This window comes from Candidatus Tisiphia endosymbiont of Nemotelus nigrinus, from assembly GCF_964026475.1.
In the GTDB taxonomy this organism is placed as follows: domain Bacteria; phylum Pseudomonadota; class Alphaproteobacteria; order Rickettsiales; family Rickettsiaceae; genus Tisiphia.
In genome coordinates, this window is the sequence record NZ_OZ032151.1 from 630,481 (window position 1) to 649,791 (window position 19,311).

General features: G+C 33.3%; 18 protein-coding genes, 1 tRNA gene and 2 pseudogenes. 6 read left to right on the top strand and 15 right to left on the bottom strand.

The features are described from left to right. The first annotated feature begins 348 nt into the window (after nucleotides 1-348). From AAGD39_RS02925 to hemA, 3 genes are all read left to right on the top strand, one after another. Nucleotides 349-507 (top strand): zinc-finger domain-containing protein, encoded by a 159-nt coding sequence (locus tag AAGD39_RS02925; RefSeq protein WP_341757107.1) that lies wholly within the window; start codon nucleotides 349-351, stop codon nucleotides 505-507. Continuing rightward, nucleotides 507-2,384, top strand: coding sequence for a DNA mismatch repair endonuclease MutL (gene mutL / locus AAGD39_RS02930; protein WP_341757108.1), 1,878 nt, complete (start codon nucleotides 507-509; stop codon nucleotides 2,382-2,384). Before AAGD39_RS02925 ends, mutL begins: the two co-directional genes overlap by 1 nt. Nucleotides 2,385-2,641: 257 nt before the next feature. Next, nucleotides 2,642-3,898: a 5-aminolevulinate synthase gene (gene hemA / locus AAGD39_RS02935; RefSeq protein ID WP_341757109.1), complete on the top strand. Its 1,257-nt coding sequence runs from the start codon at nucleotides 2,642-2,644 to the stop codon at nucleotides 3,896-3,898. Between the two features lie 378 nt (nucleotides 3,899-4,276). Here hemA and AAGD39_RS02940 read toward each other — a convergent pair whose 3' ends face one another. Continuing rightward, the gene (locus AAGD39_RS02940; protein ID WP_375359817.1) at nucleotides 4,277-4,468 is read right to left on the bottom strand and encodes a transposase; all 192 of its coding nucleotides are present in this window, start codon (nucleotides 4,466-4,468) and stop codon (nucleotides 4,277-4,279) included. A 44-nt stretch (nucleotides 4,469-4,512) separates the two neighbouring features. Between AAGD39_RS02940 and AAGD39_RS02945 the strand changes: the two are divergent. Then, nucleotides 4,513-4,842, top strand: a pseudogene (locus AAGD39_RS02945) (transposase); the annotation flags it as partial. A gap of 498 nt (nucleotides 4,843-5,340) precedes the next feature. Here AAGD39_RS02945 and AAGD39_RS02950 read toward each other — a convergent pair. The 11 genes from AAGD39_RS02950 to AAGD39_RS03000 form a co-directional block, all read right to left on the bottom strand. Beyond that, nucleotides 5,341-5,417: transfer RNA gene (locus tag AAGD39_RS02950), tRNA-Met, on the bottom strand. 90 nt (nucleotides 5,418-5,507) lie between these two features. Then, complete coding sequence (gene rpmE / locus AAGD39_RS02955; RefSeq protein ID WP_341757110.1) at nucleotides 5,508-5,735, bottom strand: 50S ribosomal protein L31; 228 nt, start codon at nucleotides 5,733-5,735, stop codon at nucleotides 5,508-5,510. Then, nucleotides 5,732-6,025 (bottom strand): 50S ribosomal protein L28, encoded by a 294-nt coding sequence (gene rpmB / locus AAGD39_RS02960; RefSeq protein WP_341757111.1) that lies wholly within the window; start codon nucleotides 6,023-6,025, stop codon nucleotides 5,732-5,734. Before rpmB ends, rpmE begins: the two co-directional genes overlap by 4 nt. A 103-nt stretch (nucleotides 6,026-6,128) precedes the next feature. Next, nucleotides 6,129-6,878, bottom strand: coding sequence for a 4-hydroxy-tetrahydrodipicolinate reductase (gene dapB / locus AAGD39_RS02965; RefSeq protein ID WP_341757112.1), 750 nt, complete (start codon nucleotides 6,876-6,878; stop codon nucleotides 6,129-6,131). Beyond that, entirely contained in the window at nucleotides 6,875-7,357 is a 483-nt protein-coding gene (locus AAGD39_RS02970) for a flavin reductase family protein (protein WP_341757113.1), read from the bottom strand. The genes dapB and AAGD39_RS02970 overlap by 4 nt, the downstream gene beginning before the upstream one ends. After that, a complete protein-coding gene (locus AAGD39_RS02975) occupies nucleotides 7,345-8,076 on the bottom strand; it encodes an ABC transporter substrate-binding protein (RefSeq protein WP_341757114.1) in 732 nt (243 codons plus the stop codon). The genes AAGD39_RS02970 and AAGD39_RS02975 overlap by 13 nt, the downstream gene beginning before the upstream one ends. A gap of 919 nt (nucleotides 8,077-8,995) precedes the next feature. After that, nucleotides 8,996-9,559, bottom strand: a complete 564-nt coding sequence (locus AAGD39_RS02980; RefSeq protein WP_341757115.1) for a phospholipase D family protein — start codon at nucleotides 9,557-9,559, stop codon at nucleotides 8,996-8,998. Beyond that, complete coding sequence (gene lipA, locus AAGD39_RS02985; RefSeq protein WP_341757116.1) at nucleotides 9,543-10,499, bottom strand: lipoyl synthase; 957 nt, start codon at nucleotides 10,497-10,499, stop codon at nucleotides 9,543-9,545. Before lipA ends, AAGD39_RS02980 begins: the two co-directional genes overlap by 17 nt. A 66-nt stretch (nucleotides 10,500-10,565) precedes the next feature. Beyond that, nucleotides 10,566-11,561, bottom strand: coding sequence for an Mrp/NBP35 family ATP-binding protein (locus AAGD39_RS02990; RefSeq protein ID WP_341757117.1), 996 nt, complete (start codon nucleotides 11,559-11,561; stop codon nucleotides 10,566-10,568). Nucleotides 11,562-11,708: 147 nt separating this feature from the next. Further along, on the bottom strand, nucleotides 11,709-13,973 hold the full coding sequence (locus tag AAGD39_RS02995; RefSeq protein ID WP_341757118.1) for a Sca4 family protein: 2,265 nt from the start codon (nucleotides 13,971-13,973) through the stop codon (nucleotides 11,709-11,711). A gap of 228 nt (nucleotides 13,974-14,201) precedes the next feature. Continuing rightward, nucleotides 14,202-14,705: a CarD family transcriptional regulator gene (locus AAGD39_RS03000; RefSeq protein ID WP_341757119.1), complete on the bottom strand. Its 504-nt coding sequence runs from the start codon at nucleotides 14,703-14,705 to the stop codon at nucleotides 14,202-14,204. A gap of 383 nt (nucleotides 14,706-15,088) precedes the next feature. Between AAGD39_RS03000 and mnmA the strand changes: the two genes are divergently transcribed. Together mnmA and AAGD39_RS03010 are read left to right on the top strand one after the other, a co-directional pair. After that, nucleotides 15,089-16,186, top strand: coding sequence for a tRNA 2-thiouridine(34) synthase MnmA (mnmA, locus tag AAGD39_RS03005; protein WP_341757120.1), 1,098 nt, complete (start codon nucleotides 15,089-15,091; stop codon nucleotides 16,184-16,186). Between the two features lie 164 nt (nucleotides 16,187-16,350). Beyond that, complete coding sequence (locus tag AAGD39_RS03010; protein ID WP_341757122.1) at nucleotides 16,351-16,521, top strand: hypothetical protein; 171 nt, start codon at nucleotides 16,351-16,353, stop codon at nucleotides 16,519-16,521. Here the strand turns inward: AAGD39_RS03010 and AAGD39_RS03015 are convergent. From AAGD39_RS03015 to AAGD39_RS03025, 3 genes and pseudogenes are all read right to left on the bottom strand, one after another. After that, a pseudogene (locus AAGD39_RS03015) lies at nucleotides 16,514-17,498 on the bottom strand (DUF4040 domain-containing protein). The gene AAGD39_RS03010 and the pseudogene AAGD39_RS03015 overlap by 8 nt on opposite strands. Beyond that, nucleotides 17,495-17,791 carry a Na+/H+ antiporter subunit G gene (locus AAGD39_RS03020; protein ID WP_341757123.1) on the bottom strand — a complete coding sequence of 99 codons (297 nt, stop codon included), beginning with the start codon at nucleotides 17,789-17,791 and terminating at the stop codon, nucleotides 17,495-17,497. Before AAGD39_RS03020 ends, AAGD39_RS03015 begins: the two are co-directional and overlap by 4 nt. 57 nt (nucleotides 17,792-17,848) lie before the next feature. Further along, nucleotides 17,849-19,306: an NADP-dependent isocitrate dehydrogenase gene (locus AAGD39_RS03025; protein WP_341757124.1), complete on the bottom strand. Its 1,458-nt coding sequence runs from the start codon at nucleotides 19,304-19,306 to the stop codon at nucleotides 17,849-17,851. Nucleotides 19,307-19,311 lie beyond the last annotated feature (5 nt).

Below are 19,311 nucleotides of genomic sequence, written 5' to 3' on the forward strand. Positions count from 1 at the left end.
AGAATATTTGAGTAAAAATAATAAAAATATTTTTCATAAAACACTTAGTGTATATCATAATTAGTATATACTCAAAATAGATTTGGAGAATTGGATTTGTAAATGAGGAACGAGTACATGCAAGCAGTACATGAGCATGAGAGTCCCTGATATTTTCAAAAAACAATTCTTCAAAGCAGAAGAGTATATACTGCTATGATTTCAAGAGTTGGGTAGACGAAGGTCAACTTAGCGACGATGCCAATTCTTGAAGTTCTATCTGAGTATACCTAATTTTTATTTTGAATAAATGTAACTTATGTTTTATAATTATAACATACTAACAAACTCTCATACAGCTTTAATTTTATGCAAAATGTAGAAATTATTGAAACTATCTCTACATCCGTATCATGTTTTGGTAAAGAGTATCCTTATGATCATCCAAGAATTTATTTGGAAATTGATCCGGTCAATGGAGCTATTATGTGTCCTTATTGTAGTAAAAAATTTGTGTTGATTAAGTAATGAAGATAAAACTCCTATCAGATAGTACTATAAATCGTATCGCTGCTGGGGAAGTAATTGAACGACCAGCTTCGGTGGTAAAAGAACTAGTTGAGAATGCTATTGATGCAGCTAGCACTAAGATAGATATAATGCTTGAACAGGCAGGGAAAAATCTTATTGTTATTTCTGACAATGGGATAGGTATGTCTGAGGAAGAGTTAAATATTGCCGTAGAGCGTCATACTACTTCCAAACTTGATGAGTTAGATTTATTAAATATTCACACTTTTGGCTTTCGCGGAGAAGCCTTGCCTTCTATAGGCTCCGTAAGCAAAATGCTGATTACTTCAAAGGCGCGTGGAGCTGATAGAGCATATCAGATGCAAATTAGTGGCGGGCATAATAAAGAAAGTAAGCCTACTATTCATAATGAGGGTACAAAGATTGAAATACGTGATTTATTCTTTGCTACTCCTGTAAGATTAAAGTTCTTGAGATCTGATAAAACCGAATTTGCAGCTTCAGTAGATGTAATAAAGAAAATTGCATTAGCTCATCCTAAAATCAGTATTAATTTATCTCATGATGGTAGAAATATCTTAAAAGTAAAAGGTCAAGAGGGTAATTTTGACAAGATTTTAAAGCAAAGAATAATTGATATAGTAGGTTATGATTTTATTGAAAATTCTGTTCATATTAATCTACAAAGACCAGAAATCTCAGTATATGGCTTTACTAGTCTTCCTACTTTTAATAGGGCTTCTGCTGAAGATCAGTTTTTATTTGTTAATAATAGACCCGTCAAGGATAAATTACTACAAATTGCTTTAAGAGTAGCCTATCAGGATTACTTAGCTCGAGATAGACATCCAGTTTCAGTTTTGTTTCTACAAATAGATCCCCAAATGGTTGACGTTAATGTTCACCCTGCCAAAACAGAGGTAAGGTTTCACGATCCAAATACCATACGGGGATTACTGGTAAGCTCTATTAAGGATGCCCTTGCCACTAAAAGCCATATGGTGTCAACGAATATTGCTACAACTGCCTTAGGTCTTTTTCGAAATACTGCAACTACTAATAATAGTGTTGTTAAAACAAATATAGTATCGCAAAAAAGTCCTAGCTTTTCCAATAAAATATATCCGAATAATTTAAGTGTATCTGATAATAGCAGTACTTATAGAGCCCAGAACTTAACTCTCCCTAAATCCACCCAAGATAGTTCTAATGTTCAACAGCCATTAATAAAGACTGAACCTTATGCTAAAGTAGAAATAGCAGAGGACTATGCCCATACTGATTGTAATAATGTGCTACTCGGAGCGGCAAGGGCACAATTGCACGGGACTTATATAATATCACAAACAGCAGATAGTATTGTTATCGTAGATCAACATGCAGCACATGAGCGTTTAGGATACGAAAAGATTAAACAGATGATAAGTAATAATGGGTTAATTAAGCAGAGATTACTCATACCTGAGATAGTAGAATTGCCAGATATCAAAAGAGCCGATTTATTATATAATAAAAAGACAGATATTTCTAAACTAGGTTTAAGCATAGAAAAATTTGGCGAGCGATCAATCATTGTATCAGAGGCTCCAAGCCTATTAGGAGATATCAATATAAGTCAACTTATCCAAGACTTAGCAGATAATTTATCTGATCTTGGCGAAAATATTTCCTTGATTCAATTGATAGAACATGTTACAGAAACCTATGCATGTCATTATGCTATCAGAGCAGGTCGCAAATTATCTGCTGAAGAAATGAATGAATTGTTAAGACAAATGGAGAAAACCCCTTTTTCAGGTCAATGTAATCATGGTAGACCAACTTACATTGAACTCAAACTCAAAGATATTGAACGATTATTTGGACGTATATAACTGGTAACTCAGTTGTAAAGAAAATTATTTATCATGTTTTTGATGGAAATCGTAGCTTTCTATGATTCTCTGTTTGTGTATACAGCTATGATTTCAAGAGTTGGGTAGACGAAGGTCAACTTCAAGAAGAGCTAGGAGTGTCAAAGTCGAGCAGCGGAGCGTACATTAGTACGTGAGCAGCACAGATCTTTGACAACGACGACGCCAATTATTGAAGTTCACCGAGTATATACTAATTGGTAATTAAGGTTAATATAATGTCTAATTATAATAATATATTTGATAATCACATAACTAGAATTCAACAAGAAGGCAGATATCGTGAATTTGTTCCTGTTCAAAGGCAGGCAGATAACTTTCCGTCCGCTTGGCATGATGATAAAGAAATTGTCATGTGGTGTATCAATGATTATCTTGGTATGAGCAATCATCCAGATGTTACCAAAGCTGCTCTAGAAGCTACAGCCAAATATGGGATTGGTTCTGGTGGCACAAGAAATATAGGCGGCAATAATAGCTGCATAATAGAATTAGAGCAAGAACTAGCCATCCTACATAATAAGGAATCATCTTTAGTATTTACGTCCGGTTATGTTGCCAATGATACTACCCTTTCAACACTGGCAAAAATAATGCCTAATATAGTTTTTTTCTCAGATGAGTTAAATCACGCTTCTATTATTTCCGGTATATGCAACTCAAAATCTGAAAAACATATTTATCGACATATTGATGTCCAACATCTTGAGGAATTACTCAAAGGAGTGGATATTAATAGACCAAAGATTATTGTTTTTGAGTCAGCTTATTCTATGGATGGATTATTTTCCCCCATAGAAAAAATAGTGAATTTAGCTAAAAAATATAATGCTTTAACTTTTATTGATGAAGTACATACAGTAGGTTTATACGGCAAGCATGGTGCTGGCATTGCTGCTCTTCAAGGCTGTGCTGGTAAAATTAATATCATCCAGGGAACGCTTGGTAAGGCTTACGGCGTTATTGGTGGTTATATTGCAGCTGATCGTCAGATTATAGATTCTATAAGACTTACTGCCCCCGGTTTTATATTCACCACCTCTCTACCGCCAATTATCGCTTCAGCAGCAACTGCAAGTATTCGTCATTTAAAAAGTTCTAATGTAGAAAGGGACACTTACCAAAAAGTAATAGCCAAGGTAAAAAAATCTTTTGATCAAGCTAAAGTGAATTACTTTAAAAATGATAGCCATATTATACCCATAATTATTGGTGACCCTATTAAAGCCAAACAAGCCTCTAACATGTTGCTGGATAACTATAATATTTATGTTCAGCATATTAATTTTCCGACCGTGCCACGTGGTACAGAACGCTTAAGAATCATTCCAACACCTAACCATACCGATCAAATGATTCATGATCTTACCAAAGCTCTTGTTGAAATTCTTACTATACTTGACATATCACCACCCATCAATTCACATAATACAATAAGATTACCCCTTCCTCCTAAACTGTTGAAAGTTGTATAAAGAAGGGGTTTTAGAGGTAAGAAACTAACTATTATATCAAATTATATCATAAAATATTTTAGCACTAATAGCTCAAGAGCATATTATAAAAATAATCATTATAAATGCTGAAAGATATTTGGTATATAAAACTATAATGACCCCCTAACCCGGATATTGCATGATAGAAATGAACCAATTGTGCTAGCCCTTGTCTCATGAGGGCTACAGGCTAAAATATATAAAATTTTAAATATACAATTTGTATTTTTGTGCAATTCTTCCAAACTCCTTATATTACAAGGGGTTCAGAGATAAATATTGATACCTTCATGCAATATCCGGGTTATGTATTTCATTGCCATAATTGATTTATATAGCCGTTACATTGTATAGCACTTAACATATAGGTTCATACATTATTTTAAACGTTCTACAACTTGCCTCAAATACAGAAATGCCTTTATCCAATAATTTTCTAATGTTATTTTTTATCGGAAACCAATGATGTTCAATAGGATTTAAATCCAGCGAATAAGGCGGTAAAAATTTTAGTTTACAACCAGCTTGTTCTATTATAGCACTTAACATATGGCTTAAGTCACAGTTTTGAAGGAGAATTTTATGTATTTATACTAGAGGAAGCACTACAAATAGGCAAACTAGAGATATTTAATAGTGATCAGGGTTCTCAATTTACTAGTGGGGATTTCATAAAATTACTAATTGAGCATAATATTAAAATCAGTATGGATCATAAAGGTAGGTGCTTTGATAATATACATATTGAGAGATTGTGGAGAACAATAAAACAAGAAGCAATATATTATTATAAGCCTGAAAGTATAGCTGATTTAGAGAAGATACTGAATGAATTTATTGGGTGGTATAATAATGAGAGAAGACATCAATCTCTCAATTATAAAAGACCAGCTGATGTTTATCGGCCAATAAAAGAGAATTAACTATGTTGAAATTTTGTATTATCTGTATTTTTTAATTATAAAAAATAGTTAATTTCTAAATAGTTAAAAACGGATTAACTTATTTTTTTGGTTTGACAATTGGGGTCACTATAACCTTCTCAAAACAAATTTTTCTACGTAGCAATTAATCAATTTATAAAATGAGTTAAACGATTACAAAATCGTTAACAAATCGTCATGCAAAAATTTTTTAAAAATCACCTTTTTACACCAAAAATTTACATCAGCAAAATTAAACTCCTAAATTTTATACAAAAATTTTTGGCCAAGGTGTTAAATTTTGGATTATTTTTAATTTTTAGCACTTCTGACGGAACGACTACCTATTAAGGCTACATTTCATCAACTACCCTTGTATATTTGGTAAAACCTTTGCTTTAGTATATATTTTTAGTATGCTAACTGGATAAGATTTATCAACCTTAAAAATTACATCAATATCAGTTTTAATTTCCCTGTGCATAACAAAATGATAACTGGTTGCGGGGGTTGGATTTGAACCAACGACCTTCAGGTTATGAGCCTGACGAGCTACCAGACTGCTCCACCCCACGATAACACCCATTCCTTCTGCTTTCAAGGGTTGATTTTATTTTTGTTAACCAAGATAGTACACTGCAATTTCCGAAATAAGCAAAACTTGGTTAAGCTTTCTTACCAAAATTAAGACCAGCAAACTTTTTGTTAAAGTCGCTGACATTTTTATTAGATTGGTTAACAATATTTCCAGATTCTTTAGTCCATGCTGGATGTTTCCTATAATCAACATCCATCAGAATTTCTTCTGCATAACCACCGGAATTTGTTTCAAAAACATCATTACTAATGATAATTTTGAACTTTTTATATTTTGGGTGTATTCCAGCTTTCATAATGCAGCACCAACTTTTTTATCAGCTATCTTTCTTTTAATTACTTGTGCTTTATCTGAAAGTATATCACTTGATATTTTAAGCATATACTCATCAAAACCACCTACCTTCTCAACAGAACGCAAACATTTGGCATTTACTGAAAGCCTATATTCTTGCCCAGTAAGATCACTTGCAAACCTCACCACTCTCAGATTAGGCTCAAAGCGTCTTCTAGTTTTTCTTTGTGAGTGTGACACTTTATTACCGTGTAAAACACCAACTCCACTAAGCTCACATCTACGAGACATTGTGACTCCTATAATTAACCATCAACATAATATAAGCGATTATACTCCTATTAGGAGGATATGTCAACATGTACATCCGTAAATAGTACAAAACTTTTAATAGTCAAAACCTTTGAAGTGCTGGAAACATATCGCTCATTGAATAAAGGGCAGGGGGCTTATCAGATATCCAAATGGCAGCCCGGATCGCTCCATCAGCAAATGACTCTCTTGACCCTTGATGCTTTAGAGTAATGGTTTGGTTATCCCCTAAAAATAACACCTGATGTTCTCCATGTAAATGCCCCCCTCTAATAGAAGCAATGCCAATTTCACCAGCCTGTCTTTGTCCTTTTACAGTACGATCAAATATTGTACATTGATCAAAATCTAAGTTTCTAGCTTGTGCCACAGCCTTACCTAACATTATTGCCGTACCAGAAGGGGCGTCTTTTTTCATACGATGATGGCAATCTAAAATCTCTATATCATAAGTATCATCCAGAACTCCTGCTGCCTTTTCTGCCAACATCGCCAGTAAATTTGCTCCTAAACTCATATTAGCTGAATAGAATATTGCTAAACTTTTAGAAACTTCATGTAAGCGATCGAGCTGATGGTTGGTCAAACCGGTAGTACCGATAACTAATTTGTTGTTGTACGCAATGGCGCAGTTAAGCAATTTTTCCAACATCTCGCTACTAGAAAAATCGATAATCACTTCAGATTTACAACAAAACTCAGCAAGATCATCTATGTTATTTTTCCTAGAAAATGTTGCAGAAAGCGTACAACTATTTAATCCATTCATTTTTTGAATTATCATCTGCCCCATTTTACCGGTAGCACCACAAATACCTATGGAAACACTCATTTTAGTCCTCTATATTGTCTTAAACAATGCACTAGTGGTTTTACATTACTATTCACTATAGTATTTATCACTTGACCAATCAATATAACATGATCCCCCACTTCATATTGACTAAACTTATTGCACTCAATATGGCAAACTGCTCCTTTAATCAAAGGGCAATTACTAGTTTGTCCTAAATCATACGAAATACCAGCAAATTTATCCGTGCTAAACTTAGAAAAATGTCTAGAAATATCCTCTTGATTTTCAGCCAAAATACTAACAGCAAAACACTCACTACTAGCAAAAGCACTGATACTGAAGGAATGTTTATCAAGACAGAACGATACTAATGGCGGTAACAAAGAAACCGAGGTAAAAGAACTTGCCGTAAAACCAAACAGTTTACTATTGTATAAAGTGGTAATGATAGTAACGCCAGTGGGCAAAGTGCTAAGAGCTTGTTTAAATTGTTCGGAATTCACTATTGAAGCCATTTTTTAGTAATACGACTAATTGTACCATCTTTTTTTAATTCACTAATAGCTTTATTGACATTTTCAATAAGTTTAGAATCTTTTGGCATAGCAATAGCAAGCTCAGATGAGAACTCTGTTAAACTAAAACTAGCAAGATCAGGATTATTCTCAATAAATTTCTTAGATTGCGATTCCTCTAGTACCACCACATCTATAACTTTTGACTTCAATTCTTCGACTAGCATTAAATTATTTGATAAATAATTTGTTCTGATATTAAACTGCTGGGCTAAATCCTGAACTATCACGGCCCATGTTGTACCAAGTTGCACACCAACAACTTTATTATCCAAGTCTTCAACTCTCTTTAAATCATCTATTGCTCTATATAACACTGATACCTTAGTTGTTACGTAAGGTTCTGAAAAGCTAATGTGTTTTTTACGCTCTTCGGTCACTGTTAATCCAGCGATCACTATATCAACATTTTCACTAGCCAAAGATGCAAGTAAGCCATTAAAATCAAAATTTTTAATTATAACTTTTTTTTCTAGTTTTTCTCCTATAGCATTAATAATATCAATATCAAGTCCTACTATCTGCCCATTTTGAATAAATTCATAAGGTGGATTGTCTGCAGAAGTTGCAGCTATTAAGTTCTTTTCTTGAGATTTGTTATCACAACCAATTATCAAAAAAGAACATATAATAAGGAAGAATAACTTTATTAATCTCATAAGAATAAAATAACTATTTTAATTGTCACTATATTATTGCATTTCTTACGATCATATACAACAGACTTTTTGAAATTATGTCAATAACAGGTGTATGACCGTATTTGGTAACAAGTCTAACCTGGATATTGCATGATAGATAATAAACCAATTGTTCTAGCCCTTGTCTCATGAGGGATACGGGCTAAAATATATAAAACTCTAAATATACAATTTGTATTTTTGTACAATTCTTCCAAACCCCTTATATTACAAGGGGTTCATAGGTAAATCTTGATACCTTCATGCAATATCCGGGCTAAACATTGATCCCATGTAATAAACTAATTTATGTGTGTACTTTAAATAGATGTCGTTTTAACTTACGTATGGCATTTAAAAGTCACAGGGAAAACAGCCCGGCGTCATTGCGAGGAGCTACTTTAGACACTGTTAACAAAGCTTATTTAATTGATGAATTAATGGATTTTTTAGCGAAAATTAATAAGATTTTTGCTGGAATAGTGTACCTATTTCAAAAAAATCTTATAATTTGCAGCAAAAAAAACTTTATTCACCAACTAAATAAGCTTTGTTAACAGTGTCTAGTAGCGACGAAGCAATCTAATGAATGTGGATTGCCACAACCACTACGTGGTTTCGCAATGACGTTTTGTACCTTTCTGCAATTTTTAAATTGTCATGGGGATTACGCGTAAGGTGAGGTTTTAACTGTAAATAACCACGAATCTAATGTTTGATGTTTAGTCCCAAGGTGTGATGGTGCATATTATGAAGAAAAACCTAAACCTAAAAGCGTTTCACCTAAACCTGAAAATATTTCAGCTCAACTGTATTTTTTGATTATAAAAAAATAGTTAAAAACAAATTAACGTATTTTTTTGGTTTGACAATTGGGTACACTATAACAAAAGGAAGGCTAATTCTTGGCTTTACGACTAAGCCAACTTTGCAGATACGTTTCTGCAATATCACTATTTTCTATTAATAAAACATTTTCAGCATTTCTATTATCAGCTGCGTTAGTAAAATTAAAGCTACCGGTAATCACCTTACTTTTATCAATAATCATAATCTTGTTGTGAGCAATACCTGGTACTTTATCTATGGATACATCAATACCAGCCCGTTTCAATTCATGCATTTTAGAATATCTATCGTGTAAGTTACTACGATCCAATAATACTCTTATTTCAACACCGTTTTGTTTAGCTTTAATTAATTGGTCGACGATCTTTTGTGAAGTTAAACCAAATGCTTGAATATAGATACTATCCTTAGCTTTAGATATTTCTTGTGCTATTAATGAGCCACAACCAGATGGAGGGGTAAAGCAAACATTTAAATTATCAGTTTCATTGTGAAAACTATGCCAAGAAGCTGTAGTGCTTATTTCATTATATCCTACTCCAGTAGCAATACCGAATAAGAACGATATTATCACTGGTAATTTTAGACTATGCTTTTTAGATATTTTTTTCATTTTCTATAATGTTTACAGAACATAAATTACTATAATTTTTAGATTTGATATTATCCTTTAATTTTTGAAAATCATCACCAGCATGATAAGAAGAACGGGTTAATGGACTGGCAGAAACCATTGAGAATCCTTTAACCTTGGCAACTCTTTGAAAATATTTAAATTCTTCTGGAGAAACATATCTAGCAACTACAGCATGATTTTTGGTTGGTTGTAAATATTGTCCGATAGTTAAGAAATCAACTTTGGCTTCTCTTAAGTCGTCCATCACTTGCATAATTTCATCGTTTTTTTCTCCAAGGCCAACCATCATGCCTGATTTAGTGAAAATTTCAGGGTCTAATTTTTTTACATTATGCAAAAGACTTAGTGAATTGTAGTACCTCGCTCCTGGTCTAATAGTTTTGTATAAAGAAGGTACTGTTTCTACATTATGATTGTAAACATCTGGTTTTGCTGATACCACTATGTCAGCTGCTCCATCTTTCTTAAGGAAATCTGGGGTTAGAACTTCAATGGTGGTATTAGGAGAAACTAGTCTTATTTCTTTTATACAATTGGCAAAATGTTCAGCTCCACCATCATCTAAATCATCTCGATCAACTGAAGTAATTACTACATGTTCAAGCCCTAATTTCATCACAGCTTGAGCTAATCTTTGTGGTTCATGCGGATCGAGTAAATCAGGACGACCAGTTTTAACATTACAAAAGCTGCAAGCACGAGTGCAGACAGAGCCAAGAATCATAACTGTCGCGTGTTTTTTTGCCCAACATTCTCCTATATTAGGGCAGGCAGCCTCTTGGCAAACTGTATTTAATTTCAAATTTTCAATTATCTTTCTTGTATCATGATATTGATATGAATTTGGTGCTTTAACCTTTATCCAATTAGGTCTTTTAATAGTTGGTACTTCTTCTATTTTGATTATGTTTGACATATAATCCTACTTTGTTTAGGGTCTACTTTTTTATGAATTTTATATTCAAGTCATTTGAGTATATCATTAAACAAATTTTTTTATTGGTAGTTTAATTATATCTGTAAGGCCAATACTATTATCACAATTATAGGATAATTTTGGGTCAATAGGAATCTTACAGATTAAAGGTATATTATATTCTTTGGCAAAATTTTCTCCACTATTGCCACTAAATATTTGGATTTTCTTTCCTGAACTTGCTTCAACTAAATAGCTCATATTTTCTATAATACCTAAAATTGGTAGGTTAAATTTCTTGTATAAATCAATCGATCTAACGACGTCTATTGCTGCCATTTTTTGTGGAGTAGTTACTATTATTACTCCATCTAATTGGTAATTTTCTAAAATACTCAAGTGAATATCACCGGTACCAGGGGGCATGTCAATAATTAAATAATCTAACTCCTGCCAATTAGTTAGAGATAATAGCTGGTAAATTGTCTTGCTAGACATCGGGCCACGCCAAACAATAGCAGAATTATTCTGAATAAGAAATCCAATAGAAATAATTTCAATGCCCCGCGATTTTAAAGGGGTCATTTTATTATACACTATTTCTGGCACATCACTAATACCAAATATTTGCGGAATCGACGGACCATAAATATCAGCATCCACTATTCCTACCTTATATCCTTCAAGATTTAGTTGTTCGGCTATCAATGCGGTTATAGTAGATTTACCAACTCCACCTTTACCAGATGCCACCAATATTACCTTTTTTACTCCATCAATGAAATGCCTAACTTTCGGTTTAGTTGATTTCTTGGCTAAATTTTTGCTGCTAGTTAAAACTATAGTTATTTTGCCAATATTAGCTATTTCATTTAATTTATTGATGGCTGTAATTTTTATTTCCTCGACTTCCTTAATATCCTTGCCAAAAATATCAATTGCAAACCCAATATTCTTATCCTTAATTACAATGTTAGATATAATATCGATTAATTTCGTATTGTCACTAAAGGTAATATTAGAAATTTTATTTAGTATTTGTTGCTGGTTTATATCAATCATCGTTTTTAAATTAAAGTTATAATAGGGTAGGTTTTTTTGTAACAATTATAAATCACAAAATCTTAGTTTTAAAACAAACTAAGATTATAACGATCTTAGACACTTATATCACATTCCCAAGATGTAAGGTATCTAAGTAGTGATGACTCATATTCTATCATGATTTAGCTGTTGTGATGATGTCTTGGGCGGCGGTACTATCTTAGGTGGTGCATTGGTTATATGACGTTTTAAGTTATTCTGAATTTGCTTTAATTCACTATTATGCATTATAGAGTCACTTGCATCAGGGGGGATAATGGTTTGTGACATATTGATAGCACATCCTTGATTTTTTGCTACTTCTTGTAGCATTGCCTCGTACTGACCCTTGGTCACAGGGATAGTGTAAATATTATCCCCCCTTTGTATATAGCCTATAGCATCTTTATCATCGTCAGTAAACTTTAATGATAATGGGTTGGTTATTTCTACTAGTTTTCCTTGCTCATTATAGTGAGTAGTAAAATAAAGTGCCTTCGATGCTTCAATATTTTCACCTTTCTCGTTTTGCACTGGGAACGAAAAATGTACAGCTGTACCAGGTGGTTTGATGGCTAATGGTAGATTAATATTACGATAATTGGTAATCTCTTTTTCTGTTACGCAATCTTCTAAAATTACTTTAGTAGAAGTCTTGACCGTAGTTTCTGTTAGTTCAAATAATTCTTGATCTTTGACTTTAATAATCCTTGATCTAGTATCAGTTATATTGTCTATTGATGCCTGCTTGCTCCAAGTTAACGGCTTAAAATTATTAGCCTGATGGATTTTTGCATAGCTTTGCACTTCGTCATTCATGGCTTGAGTAACAGCACTCTTTGTAACGGAGCTAGCCCAGGTTTTTTGTATTAATTCGTTGTTATTTTCTATAAACTCTTTAAATTGCTGGGAATTAATAGCAAGATTGCTAACAGCAACTCCTGTCCCGCTCTTAATATTTGCTTCAGCTAGGACGTTTTTTAAGGTTGTTTGTTGCTTAGCAATAATTTCTTGTCTAAAAGCTAATGTTACCAAATCTACTTTGATTGGAGTTACTTTGCAGGGTACGGGCTGAATTTCATTAGCTCTAATTTCAGTAGTTGCAGTTGTTGCATCACTAATATGCATAACGTCTAGTGCTTTTCTGGATATTTGCACAGATGATTCTAGATTATTTGCAAGATTATTAGCTTTTATTGATAGTGCTTGTTTTTCTTGCTTTACTGCGTCTCTTATTGTTTGGGTTATTTCTTTAATTAATAGTACTTCTCGAGTTCTATTACCTAAAATATACTTAATATATTCTCCTTTAGTATTTTTCCTGAATTTTAGTTTTTTGCTTTGCTCAATTATATTACTAAAATAATCAAAGTGTTCATGGATTAATTTTTTTAATTCTGGCTTATTAATTTTTCCCCTTGTTACTAAAAGACCTAGCTTAATTTGCAACCCATATTCTTTTAATGATTGTTGTCTCTTTTGCATAGTCTCTTTAAGAGCATATTTAACATCAGCAATTTTTATGTGTTCTGGGGCTATATCCTTAAATTTCTGACTCATTGCCATTTTTGCCCAATTTGCTAGTGCTTTATCACTATAATATTTTGATAATTCGGTGAAGCTATTATCAATAGTATTATTTAAATCAACTTGTGCAGTATCAAGTAAACCTTTTACAAATAAATCATTATACTTTAGTGTGCTTGGGAATTCTCTAAAATGATTAGTTGGACCTAGTAAGGGCAGATGTCTAGACCAAGAATTTGGATATATCTCATCCTCTAATTGGTCAAAACTTCCAGCAAAATCGAGCCTAACTAGTTTAGGCGGGATAGTAGAATTGTCTGAATCTCTTATAACCCCTATATTACCTGTATGAATATCAAAGTCGCCTATTAATAAGCTAGTTGGAGCTATTTTATCAAAATCACTATAATGAAGTTCTTTAAAAGCTTTAGTTAAAGTACTTGACAATAATTCTCTTGTTCCCATAAAAAGTGGTCTTCCTCCATCTTTTCGTAACCATCTGCCTGGCTTAGTTTTCGTAGACATGTTGTTATCCATGTCTACAAACATGTCTCCACTGTAATTGTTGAAAAACTCAGATTGTACATACACCTCAGAGCCATCATTTTGTAGACCTCCTTCCTGTGCTACTTTCTCGGTAAGATGCTTAGGTACAATGAGCGAAACTTTGGCTCCATGCTCTGGATTTGTTGCTTGGAAAATTTGGGATCCCAAAAATTCTGATATATTTTTTTCCGCCTTATTTTCTTTTTTAACCATGGAAAGAACATTATCTTGGCTACTATATATCCCCCCTAATTCTCCAGCTTCATTAGCTCCAGATTCCTTTCCTTTACAATATTGCAAATTGGTAAATTCAGACATTTTTTACCTTATTTAGTTTTTTTCACGTAAGTGAGAATCTACAATATTTCAGATCTTTTTAGGGACTGCTATAATGAGCTTAATATAACTATTGTTGTGGTTTAATTTTTGGTTAGTTTATACCCAAAAATTACCATTGTCTTAGCATTCTTATGAATTTTCTATGTGTTATATCTCTAAACCTCTGACCGGAGCAGTATACTACTTTTCGATTGTATGTAGCGAACTTTATGCAGCAAGTTTATCCCTCAACACTTCAATTAATTTATTAATTGCTTCCTCAGAATTTATATTCTCAAGAATTGCAAGCTCCCCAGCTAGCCTATTTAATGCTGATTCATAAATAGTTCTTTCACTATAAGAACGATCGCTATCAACATTCTTATAGAGATCTCGTACTACTTCTGCTACGGCTACTATATTACCAGAATTTATCTTACTTTCATATTCTTGGGCTCTTCTACTCCACATCCTATTACCTTGCTTAGCCTTGCTCTGAAGTGTTGAATATATTATAGCTAGATCAGTCTTGCTAACAAGTTTCCTAAGACCTGAAATAGCAGCTCTATTTACCGGTACTTTTAGAATCATTTTGTCTTGGGGAAACGATATTACATAAACCTTAATATCAGCACCAGCTATGAGTTGTTGTTCTACATTTACTATCTCTCCAACTCCATGGGAGGGATACACGATTCTTTCCCCTACTTTAAATTCAGATGATATTGACATGCTTAACTCCTTATCCATTATAAAAATTAGATTATTAGTTAACTGCATTTGAACTTGCTCAAGCGAGTTACTCCTTGTTAAATATCAAATCCAACTGCATTAACTATGTAGTTCTTTTGGCAAATCACTATACTAAATATGATAACACAAATAAGTATTATTTACACCTCAACATCATAACATATTATAGAGGAATAATAAAGTATCAAGTTTAAAATTATGTCGATAACAAGTGCATGAGTGAAGTGAGGTAGAAGTATGGATATTAAAAATCAGGATAATTTACGAAGCCTATTGTATTTAACTATAAAGTTATTATAATGTACTGTTTTGTTTGTTGAGTTGGTAAGTTATATTTACCATAACATAATTACCATAATACCATGAGTAATAGAATAAGTAATCCATCTACAATAGTAGTTGCAATGTCTGGTGGGGTTGATAGCTCAGTGGTGGCTGCTATGCTTTGTGAACAAGGGCATAAAGTCATTGGCATAACACTACAATTATATGACCATGGCATAGCTACTATGAAAAGAAATGCCTGTTGCGCTGGGCAGGATATTTATGACGCAAAAATGGTGGCAGATAAGTTAAATATTCCGCATTATGTCCTAGATTACGAGTCTAGATTTAAAGAATCGGTAATTGATGATTTTGCTGATAGTTATATTAGAGGTGAAACGCCCTTACCCTGTGTAAAATGTAACCAGTCAGTTAAATTTAAAGACTTACTAAAAGTAGCAAAAGATTTAGGAGCCGACTGTCTTGCTACTGGTCATTACGTGCGGAAAATCGAAGGTATCGATGGGGCAGAATTGCATACTGGTATTGATATAACCAAGGATCAAAGCTATTTTTTGTTTGCAACTACCTTAGAACAACTAAATTATCTATCTTTTCCTTTGGGAGAATTAAGTAAAGAGCAAACAAGAAATATTGCTACTAGGTTTAATTTAGGTGTTGCAGATAAGCCTGATAGCCAAGATATTTGTTTTGTGCCAGACGGTGATTATAGGAAGATAATTAGTAAGATGCGAACCAATGCTAATGAGAAAGGCAAAATAATCCATGTACACGGCTTTGAACTTGGGACGCATAATGGTATAATAAACTATACTGTAGGTCAACGTCGTGGACTTGGAATAGCTTTTCAGGAGCCACTTTATGTGGTAAGGATTGACCCTAATACAAAAATTGTATATGTTGGTCCAGATTCGGTATTAGATTCTACCGAATTTACTATTAAGGATGTTAATTGGCTTGGTAGAGAAATGGTTGCGCAAAAGGAAATTGATGTACAAGTTAAGATTCGTTCGACTCGTCCTGCTACCTTTGCCAAGATTAGTAAAATGAGTAATACAGAAATAAAAGTAAAGTTAATGTCTGCAGAGAAAGCTGTAACTCCTGGGCAAGCTTGTGTCATATATGATAATGATCGAGTTCTTGGTGGGGGATGGATCACTAGAGAAATTGCATAAATAGATTTCTTATGTAAGATTCTAATTTCGGATTAATCCCAAACTTCTGTAAAATATAGGTAACATGTGAGTAAGGAATTAGAAAGAGAGAGCCTGTGAAGCGGTTTTTGTTGCCATTTTGCAATACGTATGATAATTGTATACGTAATTTATAAAGGTCTAGTATGACACATCCAAAATGGGTATTAAAACTTAAAACTAAAAGAATCGAACTTCGTAATATTGGTGGACGATTTTATCTTTATCGAATATCTTCTAAATACGACAAAGAACGTAATACCAATTACGCATCAAGCCAAAATATTACTAGGAAGCTGTTGGAGATAACTAATTAATTAAAGTATATATCAAACACATAACCGATGCAACGCAAAGTCCAACACCAATCTCAATAGCAAAAATACCAATATGTTGAGCTAGTAATTTATCATGTGTCAGAGAATAATAGTTTAAATAATTATCGTCAAATAATATCGATACCATACCGGTTAGGGCATAGATCAATACTCCGATAGTAGCCATACCAACTAGTAAATCAATAGAGAAATATTGCTTTAATTTAAATTGACCATGGACTAAATCAAAACCAATGATCGTAGAAGCAAATATAGTACCTGCCTGGAATCCGCCTCCTGGTGATGCATCACCATTAATTTGAATATATAGACCATATAAAAATATGTAAGGTAAGACAAAAAGAGTAGAATGTTTTATAATAACAAAAATTTTAAGCATCTTTAGTAATTTTTTGTGAGAATAGTAATAATACCGATATTCCAGCAATTAAAATGACAATAGTTTCTCCAAGAGTATCGTAACCTCTATAGCTAGCTAGTAGTGCTGCAACAAAAGAGGGTATACCAATGTCACTTTTAGTATTCTCAATATAATATTTGGTTAGATGATTTTGCAATGGAGAATCTATCGCCCCATATTCTGGTAAATCAAGTCCAGCTACGGTGAGTACCACTATAAAAATTATGCATATAATTGATGAGCTTATGACCCGGGTTGATTTAAGATTGCATTTTTGGATAGTTGGCAATTTGCTTAAAAAGCCTAAAAATACACAGCCGGATAAACAAGCACCTAAAGCTACTTCAGTCATTGCCACGTCGGGAGCGTCCATAAGTAGGTAAGATAAACCAATAAGTAAGCTAAATATAGAGCTTATGATCACTGTTTCTAATAAAGAATTACAAAATATCAACTTAATTGATATGACGACAAGAATTATCAAGATTAGCATAAGTAACCAACTAGCTAGTTGGAAATTTATTATGTCTGGTATAATAAATAAACGATCAATCATTTTAATTCTTTTTGGTTATTTGAGCCTAATAGGGAAGCCTTGCCAATTGCATGAGTAGATACTGGGTTTAATATTAAAATCAATATAGCAGCAAAAACTAATTTAAAAGAGCTAGTAAAATCATGTTGTAAAAAGGCAAGACCAACAAGTGATAAAGGTACTCCACAACATTCAATGACACTGGCAGCATGAATTTTTGTATAAAAGTCAGGAAACCTAAACAGTCCAATAATGCCAGAAAATATTGCTATAATTCCAAGTATGATTAACCCATAACCAATAATAGATATCATAAATATCCTCAAAAATTAAATTTACAGCTAACACGATTAGCTATAACAAAAAAAACACTATTCTCCTTGAGTAAGCGAGTAACCCGCTTTCCCATCAAATTCAAATAGATTCTCAATTTTAATAAAATCTATTTTTGCCTGGCTTAGTGATTCAAGTAAATGGGCTATAGATAAATGTGTTATTTTTTCCCCATCCTTCTTTGCCATAAAGCGGCAACACCAATGATCAGATAATAATTCAAATCTTTCATCTCTGGGCCATAATTTAAGACCCATGGAAGATACAGTTTTTAATTCTAAGTCACCTAAACTAATAGTTTGAATTTTTTCTGCTACCTCATGAGCAGTCAATGCTGTCATCTGTATGAATACATCACTACCTACCAATTCTTTAACTTCTTTACTATTGATTGAATATATCTGCTCAGCAGCCTGTTGTTGGGTAACTGGTGATGAATATGCGGCTACCTTGAGGGTAAAAGGTTTGATCCCTAGTCTTTTTACTACTTCATCAGCAAATTCCTTAGTACCAACTTTCTTGCTAGATATTTCTTCATTGTAAATGTCTCTAGTATGGAATCCGTCCTCAATGGTTTTCTTCCAGCCATTTTCTATTAATGTAGCAATATCCTGTTGCCCGATATGAATTAGCATCATAATTGCTGCGTTAAGTAAACCAGAAGGATTAGCTAAGTTACGACCGGCAATATCTGGGGCAGAACCATGCACAGCTTCAAATAAAGCATAATTTTGCCCTATATTAGCAGAGCCAGCTAGTCCTACTGAACCAGAACTTTCTGCAGATACGTCAGATAGAATGTCACCATACAGATTTGAAGTTACAACGACGTCAAACAATTCTGGCTGAGTGGCTAGCCTTGCAGTGCCGATATCTATAAGATAATAATCACTTTGAATTTGCTTATATTCATTAGCAATTTCTTCAAAAACTTTATGAAAAATCCCATCAGACATTTTCATAATATTATCTTTACTGAAACATGTGACCTTCTTACGATTATTTTTTATCGCATACTCAAAGGCATATCTAATAATTCTTTCACTACCAACTCGACTGATTAACTTAAGAGACTCATAAACATTATGAGTTTGGCGATATTCGATGCCTGCATATAAATCTTCAACATTTTCCCGTACTATAACCACGTTTAGATTTGGATGTAGTGTTTTAATAAAAGGAGCATAAGAAATAGCAGGGCGAATATTGGCATAAAGAGATAGGGCTTTTCTAAGAGTTACATTTAAGCTTTTATACCCAGCACCTAGAGGAGTGGTAATAGGAGCCTTTAGAAGCACCTTAGTTCTTGCTAATGATTGCCAAGTATCTTCTGCTATCCCTGAAGTATAGTGCTTTTGGTATAATTTTTCTCCTACTTCCACTACCTCTATACGTATTCTGGCAGAAGCTTCCTTTAAAATATATAATACCGCTTGCATTATTTCTAGACCTATACCGTCACCATAAGCTACTGTAATAGGGGTGAATTCTTTCATTATAG

Coding starts and splice junctions, on each gene's coding strand:
- AAGD39_RS02925 (WP_341757107.1), top strand. CDS start 349: ATGCAAAATGTAGAAATTATTGAAACTATCTCTACATCCGTATCATGT.
- mutL (WP_341757108.1), top strand. CDS start 507: ATGAAGATAAAACTCCTATCAGATAGTACTATAAATCGTATCGCTGCT.
- hemA (WP_341757109.1), top strand. CDS start 2,642: ATGTCTAATTATAATAATATATTTGATAATCACATAACTAGAATTCAA.
- AAGD39_RS02940 (WP_375359817.1), bottom strand. CDS start 4,468: ATGTTAAGTGCTATAATAGAACAAGCTGGTTGTAAACTAAAATTTTTA.
- rpmE (WP_341757110.1), bottom strand. CDS start 5,735: ATGAAAGCTGGAATACACCCAAAATATAAAAAGTTCAAAATTATCATT.
- rpmB (WP_341757111.1), bottom strand. CDS start 6,025: ATGTCTCGTAGATGTGAGCTTAGTGGAGTTGGTGTTTTACACGGTAAT.
- dapB (WP_341757112.1), bottom strand. CDS start 6,878: ATGAGTGTTTCCATAGGTATTTGTGGTGCTACCGGTAAAATGGGGCAG.
- AAGD39_RS02970 (WP_341757113.1), bottom strand. CDS start 7,357: ATGGCTTCAATAGTGAATTCCGAACAATTTAAACAAGCTCTTAGCACT.
- AAGD39_RS02975 (WP_341757114.1), bottom strand. CDS start 8,076: ATGAGATTAATAAAGTTATTCTTCCTTATTATATGTTCTTTTTTGATA.
- AAGD39_RS02980 (WP_341757115.1), bottom strand. CDS start 9,559: ATGAAAAAAATATCTAAAAAGCATAGTCTAAAATTACCAGTGATAATA.
- lipA (WP_341757116.1), bottom strand. CDS start 10,499: ATGTCAAACATAATCAAAATAGAAGAAGTACCAACTATTAAAAGACCT.
- AAGD39_RS02990 (WP_341757117.1), bottom strand. CDS start 11,561: ATGATTGATATAAACCAGCAACAAATACTAAATAAAATTTCTAATATT.
- AAGD39_RS02995 (WP_341757118.1), bottom strand. CDS start 13,973: ATGTCTGAATTTACCAATTTGCAATATTGTAAAGGAAAGGAATCTGGA.
- AAGD39_RS03000 (WP_341757119.1), bottom strand. CDS start 14,705: ATGTCAATATCATCTGAATTTAAAGTAGGGGAAAGAATCGTGTATCCC.
- mnmA (WP_341757120.1), top strand. CDS start 15,089: ATGAGTAATAGAATAAGTAATCCATCTACAATAGTAGTTGCAATGTCT.
- AAGD39_RS03010 (WP_341757122.1), top strand. CDS start 16,351: ATGACACATCCAAAATGGGTATTAAAACTTAAAACTAAAAGAATCGAA.
- AAGD39_RS03020 (WP_341757123.1), bottom strand. CDS start 17,791: ATGATATCTATTATTGGTTATGGGTTAATCATACTTGGAATTATAGCA.
- AAGD39_RS03025 (WP_341757124.1), bottom strand. CDS start 19,306: ATGAAAGAATTCACCCCTATTACAGTAGCTTATGGTGACGGTATAGGT.